Source organism: Nonomuraea sp. NPDC052129 (assembly GCF_040680095.1).
Classification (GTDB): domain Bacteria; phylum Actinomycetota; class Actinomycetes; order Streptosporangiales; family Streptosporangiaceae; genus Nonomuraea.
Map to the genome: position 1 here is coordinate 41,857 of NZ_JBFAVX010000055.1, position 6,585 is coordinate 48,441.

The 6,585-nt window shown below is 72.2% G+C and carries 4 protein-coding genes; 1 reads left to right on the forward strand and 3 read right to left on the reverse strand.

Annotation, left to right across the window (positions count from 1 at the left end; all coding sequences use genetic code 11):
• Nucleotides 1-53: 53 nt before the first annotated feature.
• Nucleotides 54-1,568, reverse strand: coding sequence for an FAD-dependent oxidoreductase (locus AB0L53_RS56870; RefSeq protein WP_364014682.1), 1,515 nt, complete (start codon nt 1,566-1,568; stop codon nt 54-56).
• A 191-nt stretch (nt 1,569-1,759) separates the two neighbouring features.
• Here AB0L53_RS56870 and AB0L53_RS56875 point away from each other — a divergent pair, with 191 nt between their 5' ends.
• Nucleotides 1,760-5,113: a BTAD domain-containing putative transcriptional regulator gene (locus tag AB0L53_RS56875; RefSeq protein ID WP_364014685.1), complete on the forward strand. Its 3,354-nt coding sequence runs from the start codon at nt 1,760-1,762 to the stop codon at nt 5,111-5,113.
• An 8-nt stretch (nt 5,114-5,121) separates the two neighbouring features.
• Here AB0L53_RS56875 and AB0L53_RS56880 read toward each other — a convergent pair whose 3' ends face one another.
• Together AB0L53_RS56880 and AB0L53_RS56885 are read right to left on the reverse strand one after the other, a co-directional pair.
• A complete protein-coding gene (locus AB0L53_RS56880; RefSeq protein WP_364014688.1) occupies nt 5,122-5,961 on the reverse strand; it encodes a PhzF family phenazine biosynthesis isomerase in 840 nt (279 codons plus the stop codon).
• Between the two features lie 7 nt (nt 5,962-5,968).
• Nucleotides 5,969-6,493, reverse strand: a complete 525-nt coding sequence (locus tag AB0L53_RS56885; RefSeq protein ID WP_364014691.1) for a hypothetical protein — start codon at nt 6,491-6,493, stop codon at nt 5,969-5,971.
• Nucleotides 6,494-6,585: the final 92 nt, after the last annotated feature.

Consider the following 6,585-nt stretch of genomic DNA (forward strand, 5'->3'; position numbering starts at 1 on the left):
TGCTCCTGAATCTCGGGTGAGGAGAGGAAATGTCATTTCGGGGCGGCGCGGCGTCAAATCGCCGGGCTGCCGAACCAATGGCCGGCGGCCCGTTCGAACGCGTCACGATCAGGGGCGCGATCACCGGCCCAGGCGACTATGCCGTCGGGCCGGACGAGCAGGGCCCCGAATCCGAGGTCGTTTCTCGCCGGACCGGCCGCATACCGCATCCGGCTTTCCCAGCCCATCGCTGAATCGTGCAGGCGCCGGTCGGTGCTGAAATCGAGCGCGACGCCTCGTCCGTCCTGCATCAGTTCGCCGAGGCGAGTGCCGTCCTCAAGGTGAAGGTCTGGGGCATTGCGGCCGACCAGCTGCTGCTCGCTGCCGAGGTCATAACGGAGCGACGATCCCGATGTCCTCTCGAACACGTACGTCGTTCCGTCACGGGTTCCGAGCAGGTCGCGGACCACCGCTTGGATCGCCTGGGCATGCGGGTCCGGCCGCATGACCGCCGCCTGGGCGCGCGTCCAGTCGAGCACCCAGGCGCCGATCGGATGGCGCTCGCGGGTGTAGGTGTCGAGCAGCCCATCCGGCGCGTACCCCTGCACGGTCGCCGCGAGCTTCCACCCCAGGTTCAAGGCGTCGCCGATGCCGAGGTTGAGTCCCTGCGCCCCAAGGGGAGAGTGGATGTGTGCGGCGTCGCCCGCGAGCAGGACGCGTCCCTGCCGGTAGGTCGTCGTCTGCATCGCCCGATCGGTGAAGCTTGAGGCGAGATGGACGTCGCTCAGCGTCACGTCGGTGCCGGACACACGGCGCAGAACCGCCTGGAGATGCTCGCGAGTCGGCTGCCGCGAGCGGTCGAACGTGCCGCCGTCGAAGTCCAGCATGCCGATGTACCCTTCCGCGGGCGTCCGGAGGTACATGCCGGTCGGCGTCAGGTTGAATCCGGGGCGCAGCTTCTCGGGATCGGCGATGGTGGCGAGCACGACATAGCCGGTGAACTGCGGCTCGGTGCCGACGAAGTCGAAACCCGCGAGCCCGCGCATCGCGCTGCGTCCGCCGTCGCAGCCGACGAGCCAGCGCGCCGCGTACTCGTGCCCGCCGGCTCGCGCGACCACGCTCTCATCGGTCCGCTCGATGGCTGAGACCGTGACGCCGCGCCTGACCTCCACGCCGAGCTTGGCCGCCCGCTCGGACAGCACCGCCTCGACCGCTTCGAGGTTCGTCATCACGCCGTCCATCGCCGGGCTGGGCAGCCGGAACGGCAGGGCGGCGACATCGACCTTGGCCGGATCGAGCATCATTCCGGCGAAGTGGCCCACGCCACGAGGGGGTGACGGCTCGTCCGTGTCGGGGTTCCCGCCGGAAGGGACGCCTGAGGCCGTCAGCAGCGGGTGCAGCATCCCCCGGCGATAGAACGCCTCCACCGACGCCGCGGACAGGCCCCGCATCCCGAGCGGGTCCGCCTTCCATGGGGAGCCGGGCTCCGGCTCCCGCTCAAGCACCAGGACAGAGCAGCCCGCGAGGCCAAGCTCGCAGGCAAGGAACAGACCAACCGGGCCGGCGCCCACGATCACTACATCGTGCACGGAAGCCCCCTTTCCGAAACTTATTGGAACGTTATTCCAGAGCGTTTTGCGCGGTCCCTCCGCGTGCCCCACGACGTTCTCCGAGGCATCCGAAGACTGACGCGGGCCGCTCACACGGGGCACACACGGCGCTCACATGAGGACAAGTCCTGATTTGGACACTCGTCGGCACGCGCGCGAAGATTCGGAAGATGGACGGGGATGCGAGGCTTCGCGTCACGCTGCTCGGCGCCTTTCAGGTGTCTCGCGGTGACGCCGCCCTGCCCGTTCCCGGCGCGCGGTCGCAGGGCCTGGTCGTACGGCTGGCGCTGGCCGGCGGGCGCGCGGTCGAGCAGGGCGTCCTGATCGACGCGATCTGGGCCGATGACCCCCCGGCCGACCCCGCCCACGCCCTACAGGCCCTCGTCTCGCGGCTGCGCCGATCCATCGGCTCGGTCGGCGACGTCGCGCAGGCCGCGGGCGGCTACCGGCTCGACGTGGACGCGGCCGATGTGGACGCGCTGCGGTTCGAGCAGCTCGCCGCCGCCGGTCGTGACCGCCTGCGCGCCGGCGACCCCAACGGCGCGGCGGCCGTGCTCGGCGAGGCCGTGACGCTGTGGGGCGACCGTCCCGGAGCCGAGCCTGCGGTCGTCGCCGCGGTCGCGCCCACCGTCGCGACCTGGCTGGTCCACGCCTCGGTCGAGGCCGTCGCCGACCTCGCCGACGCCGAGCTGTCCCTGGGCCGTGCCGACGCGGCCGCCGCCCGCCTGACCGCCCTGCTCGCCGAGCACCCCGTTCACGAGCGGGCGGCCGCGCTGCTCATGGACGCGCTCGCCGCCCAGGGTCGCCAGGCCGACGCTCTGGCCCTGTACGAGCGGGTCCGCGAAACTCTGGCCGACGCGCTCGGCACCGACCCGGGCACCGCCCTGCACGAACGCCACCTGCGCCTGCTACGCGCCGAGCGGCCCGCCCCGGCCGCCGACACCGCGCCGACCGGGCCGAGTAACCTGCCCGAGCCGCAGACCGGGCCGAGTAACCTGCCCGAGCCGCAGACCAGGCCGAGCAGCCTGCCCGCGCCGCAGACCAGGCCGAGTAACCTGCCCGCGCCGCTGACCAGCTTCATCGGGCGCGACGACGACCTCGCCCGGATCGGCACGCTGCTCGCCGCCGGGCGCCTGGTCACCGTGCTCGGTCCCGGTGGCGCCGGCAAGACGCGCCTCGCCGTCGAGGCCGCCCGCCGCCACCACCACGACTACCGCGACGGCGCCTGGCTGATCGACCTCGCCTCGGTCACCGAGCCGGCCAAGGTCGGCGCGGCCGTGCTCGCCGGGATCGGGCTGCGCGGAGGCGCGATGTTCGAGGCCAGGACGCGGGTCGAGGGCGACGAGCTGGACGTGCTCGCCGACCGGCTCGGCGGCCGGGAGATCCTGTTGCTGGTCGACAACTGCGAGCACCTGGTCGACTCCGTGGCCCACCTGGTCGCGGCGCTGCTGTCCCGCTGCCCGGAGCTGCGCGTACTCGCCACCAGCCGCGAACCTCTCGCGGTCGACGGCGAGGCGCTGGTGCCGCTCGGCCCGCTCGCGCTGCCCGGCCCGGACGACGGCGTCGAGCAGGCCCGGCGGGCGGCGTCGGTACGCCTGTTCACCGAACGGGCGGCGGCCGTACGCCCGGGCTTCGACGTGGACGACACGACGCTGCCCGAGGTCCGGCGGGTGGTCCGTGGGCTGGACGGGATGCCGCTGGCGCTGGAACTGGCCGCCGCCCGGCTGCGGACGCTGTCGCTGCCCGAGCTGGCCGACGGGCTGTCCGACCGGTTCCGCCTGCTCACCACCGGCAGCCGTACCGCGCTGCCCCGGCACCGCACGCTGCGCGCGGTCATCGCCTGGAGCTGGCAACTGCTGAGCGAGCACGAGCGTACGGTCGCCGAACGCGTCTCGATCCTGCCCGGCGGCGTCACGCCGGCCTCGGCCACCGCGCTCTGCGCCGGCACCACGGTGCCGGCCGCCGAGATCCCCGAGCTTCTCGCGGGCCTGGTCGACCGGTCGCTGCTGCAGCTCGCGCCCGACCCGGGCCGCTACCGCATGCTGGAGACGCTGCGCGAGTACGGCACCGACCGCCTGGCCGAGACGGGCGACCTCGGCGCCGTCCGCGATCTGGCCGCCGGCCATTTCGCCGAGCTGATGGCCCGGTACGACCCGCGGCTGCGCGGGCCCGGCCAGCTGACGGCCATCCGGGTCATCAGCGCCGAGTACGACAACACGCTGGCCGCCCTGCGCCGGCGGTGCGACACCGGCCACGCTACCGGCGCGGTCGCTCTCGCCCTGAACCTGACCTGGTACTGGCAGATGTTCGGCCGGCACCCCGACGCGGCCTACTGGCTGGGCGAGGCGCTGGCGGTGCCCGGCGGCGGCGAGCCGACGCCCGGCCGCGACTGCGCCCACGCGATCCACCTGATCAACCGGGCCGACACCCGGCCGGGGCTGACCGCCGAGGAGATCGCGGACGACCAGGCGCGGCTGCGCGAGCTGGCCGACCGGCTGCTCGCCTACCCGGAACTGCCGGGCCCGTGCGGCGCGCTCACCGCGCTCACGCTCGCGTTCCTGCGGGAGGAGGAGACCGTGTACGCGAAGATCGCGCGCCTGGCCGACGGCGACGACGTGTGGCTGTCCGGGCTGGCCCGCATGTTCCGCGCCCAGTTCGCCGAGAACGCGGGCCAGTTCGACACCATGCGCGCCGACGTGGAGGCGGCCCTGGCCTGCTTCCGGCAGGCCGGCGACCGCTGGGGCCAGGCCACCGTGCTGCCGATGCGCGCCCAGCAGCGGCAGTACGACGACGACCTCGACGGCGCGCTGGCCGACCTGCGCGAGGCGCAGTCGCTGGCCGGCGAGTTCGGCTCGCTCAGCCTCAGCGACGAGGTGTTTCTCCACCTGCGCTGGATCGACCTGCACATGCGGCGCGGCGACACCGACTCGACGATCGCGATGGTCGGCTCGGCCCGGGAGCTGGCGCTGCGCGCGGCCTCGCCGGAGCTGTCGGCCCTGGTCGACGCGTGGGAGGCCGCCTTCCGGGTGCGGCTCGGCGACCTGGACCGGGCGCGGGACCTGCTCGACGACGCCGAACGAGCTCTGCACGGCGACACCACGTTCCCTGGTGACCACGCGCGGGCGCTGGCCGGCAGCGTACGGGCCGCGCTCTGCCTGGAGCTGGGCGACCTGGCCGGCGCGGAGAAGATGCTGGCGAAGGCGTACGCGGCGGCGCTGGACGCCCGGGACCTGCCGATCCTGTCGCTGGGGGCGGTGAACGCGGCCGCGCTCGCCCAGGCGCACGGGCGGCATCACGAGTCGGCCGTCCTGCTCGGCGTCGCCTCCCGGCTGCGCGGCACGCACGACCGCACCGACCCGCAGGTTCGCGAGCTCACCCGCCGTGCGCGGGCCGTGTTGGGGGAGGGATCCTTCGCCACGGCGTACGGGAAAGGCTGGGAGCTGGATGGGAAGACAGCCGTGACCGAAGTCGACCCGGCCAGGCTGCGCCGGGAATTCGGGACGGCTGGCTCAGATCCCGAGTGATCAGTCAGTTATTGGATGGGCACCGCGGTGCCGGAGACCTTGACGCGAGAGTCGCCGGGAATGGTGCTACAGATCAGGAGGCTGGGCCGCCCCATGTCGACGCCCTGGTGAATGGTGAGAACGGTGCCGTCTTCGAGGCGTCCCAGCGTACGCAGGTAGCCGGTGAAGGCGGCGGCCGCGGCACCGGTGGCCGGGTCCTCGACGACGCCGCCAGGCGGGAACGGGTCGCGGGCGTGGAAGACGGTGGGGGACTCGGGCCAGAAGAGGTGGACGGTGGTCCATCCCAAGTCGGCCATGATCTTGCCCAGGGCCTCGAAGTCGTAGTCGAGATCGGCCAGGCGGCCCCGGCTGGCCGCGGCCAGGACGAGATGGTCGTTGCCGGCGTTGGCGACGTGGGCCGGGTAGGCGGGGTCCAGGTCGTCGGCCGACCAGCCCAGTGCGGCGAGCACGGGCCGTACCTCCTCTTCGGAGGCTTGGCGGGTGGAGGTCGGCGGACTGGTCAGGGTGGCGGTGATCTCCCCGGTCGGATCCGCGGCGATATCCACCAGGACCGGGCCCGCCTGGGTGGTGAGGTTCACGGTTCCGTGGCCGATCCGCTCGCCGAGCGCGACCGAGGCGGCGATCGTCGCGTGGCCGCAGAAGGCGACCTCGGCGAGCGGGCTGAAGTACTGGATCCGGTACTGGCGCTCGTCCGTGGGGTGCAGGAAGGCCGTCTCGGAGTAGCCGAGTTCGGCGGCGATGGCGAGCATCTCCCCATCTGACAACTCCCGGGCGTCCAAGACCACTCCGGCGGGGTTGCCGCCGGCGGGAGTGGTGGTGAAAGCGGCATATCTCAGGACTTCGCTCATGTGGTCATCATGGCGCTTGGGGTGGTTGCTCCGCACCTGGTGTGGCTTTGGCGTCGTCTTCCTCCACCTGCACATAACCTGCGGAATGCACGGCCACCCCCAAGATCGTGCCGACCAGGAGCGCGATCCCGGCGATCGTCATGATGTGCCAGAAACCGGCGACCACCCCGACGTACCCGAGCCCGAGCGCGGCCTGCTGCGCCACCAGCACGAAAACGGAGCTTGTCGAGCGCCGACGATAGGTCTCATGCCGGTTCAACACGATAAGAGCGGACAAGAGGGGGATGGCCAAGGAGAAAGCGACCACACAGATCTGGGCGGACAGATCAAGGGCAGCGGCTCCCGGAGTCAGGAACGGCTGCACCAAGACCACTCCGATGGCGATCAAGCCGCCGTACATCAGGTTGTTCTGCCGGAGGGTCTCCTCCTGATGGGCTGCCCCCCGTTTCCGCCACCATTCTCCTTGTGCGGCAGCTTGCCGCCTCCACCATGCTTCGTCCCGGATGTTCTCGTCCAGGCTGTTCTCGTCCATGGCGACCATTGTGCAGACAGCGCGAGCCTGCCTCTACCGGCGTTCGCCGCCCGGAAGGCGAGCCGGGCGGGATCGGCTGTGCCGATCCCACC